The following is a 1,554-nucleotide window of genomic DNA, read 5'->3' on the forward strand; positions in this document are numbered from 1 at the left end:
GTGCAAACTCTAGAAAGGAGGTGATCCAGCCGCACCTTCCGATACGGCTACCTTGTTACGACTTCACCCCAGTCACGAATCCTACCGTGGTAAGCGCCCTCCTTACGGTTAAGCTACCTACTTCTGGTAAAACCCGCTCCCATGGTGTGACGGGCGGTGTGTACAAGACCCGGGAACGTATTCACCGCGACATGCTGATCCGCGATTACTAGCGATTCCAACTTCATGCAGTCGAGTTGCAGACTACAATCCGGACTACGATACACTTTCTGCGATTAGCTCCCCCTCGCGGGTTGGCGGCGCTCTGTATGTACCATTGTATGACGTGTGAAGCCCTACCCATAAGGGCCATGAGGACTTGACGTCATCCCCACCTTCCTCCGGTTTGTCACCGGCAGTCTCATTAGAGTGCTCTTTCGTAGCAACTAATGACAAGGGTTGCGCTCGTTGCGGGACTTAACCCAACATCTCACGACACGAGCTGACGACAGCCATGCAGCACCTGTGTACTGGTTCTCTTTCGAGCACTCCTCAATCTCTCAAGGATTCCAGCCATGTCAAGGGTAGGTAAGGTTTTTCGCGTTGCATCGAATTAATCCACATCATCCACCGCTTGTGCGGGTCCCCGTCAATTCCTTTGAGTTTTAATCTTGCGACCGTACTCCCCAGGCGGTCTACTTCACGCGTTAGCTGCGTTACCAAGTCAATTAAGACCCGACAACTAGTAGACATCGTTTAGGGCGTGGACTACCAGGGTATCTAATCCTGTTTGCTCCCCACGCTTTCGTGCATGAGCGTCAATCTTGACCCAGGGGGCTGCCTTCGCCATCGGTGTTCCTCCACATATCTACGCATTTCACTGCTACACGTGGAATTCTACCCCCCTCTGCCAGATTCTAGCCTTGCAGTCTCCAATGCAATTCCCAGGTTGAGCCCGGGGATTTCACATCAGACTTACAAAACCGCCTGCGCACGCTTTACGCCCAGTAATTCCGATTAACGCTTGCACCCTACGTATTACCGCGGCTGCTGGCACGTAGTTAGCCGGTGCTTATTCTTCAGGTACCGTCATTAGCAGGAGATATTAGCTCCCACCGTTTCTTCCCTGACAAAAGAGCTTTACAACCCGAAGGCCTTCTTCACTCACGCGGCATTGCTGGATCAGGCTTTCGCCCATTGTCCAAAATTCCCCACTGCTGCCTCCCGTAGGAGTCTGGACCGTGTCTCAGTTCCAGTGTGGCTGGTCGTCCTCTCAGACCAGCTACTGATCGATGCCTTGGTAGGCTTTTACCCTACCAACTAGCTAATCAGATATCGGCCGCTCCACGAGCATGAGGTCTTGCGATCCCCCACTTTCATCCTTAGATCGTATGCGGTATTAGCGTAACTTTCGCTACGTTATCCCCCACTCTAGGGTACGTTCCGATATATTACTCACCCGTTCGCCACTCGCCACCAGAGCAAGCTCCGTGCTGCCGTTCGACTTGCATGTGTAAGGCATGCCGCCAGCGTTCAATCTGAGCCAGGATCAAACTCTTCAGTTTAATCTCTGTT

General features: G+C 52.6%; 1 rRNA gene. It reads right to left on the bottom strand.

The annotated features are described in order from the left end of the window. Positions 1–13: 13 nt before the first annotated feature. Positions 14–1,544: ribosomal RNA gene (locus tag ACQ4W6_RS25665) — 16S ribosomal RNA — on the bottom strand. Between the last annotated feature and the right edge of the window lie 10 nt (positions 1,545–1,554).

Source organism: Janthinobacterium woesei, assembly GCF_051380875.1.
Taxonomy (GTDB): Bacteria; Pseudomonadota; Gammaproteobacteria; order Burkholderiales; family Burkholderiaceae_D; genus Janthinobacterium.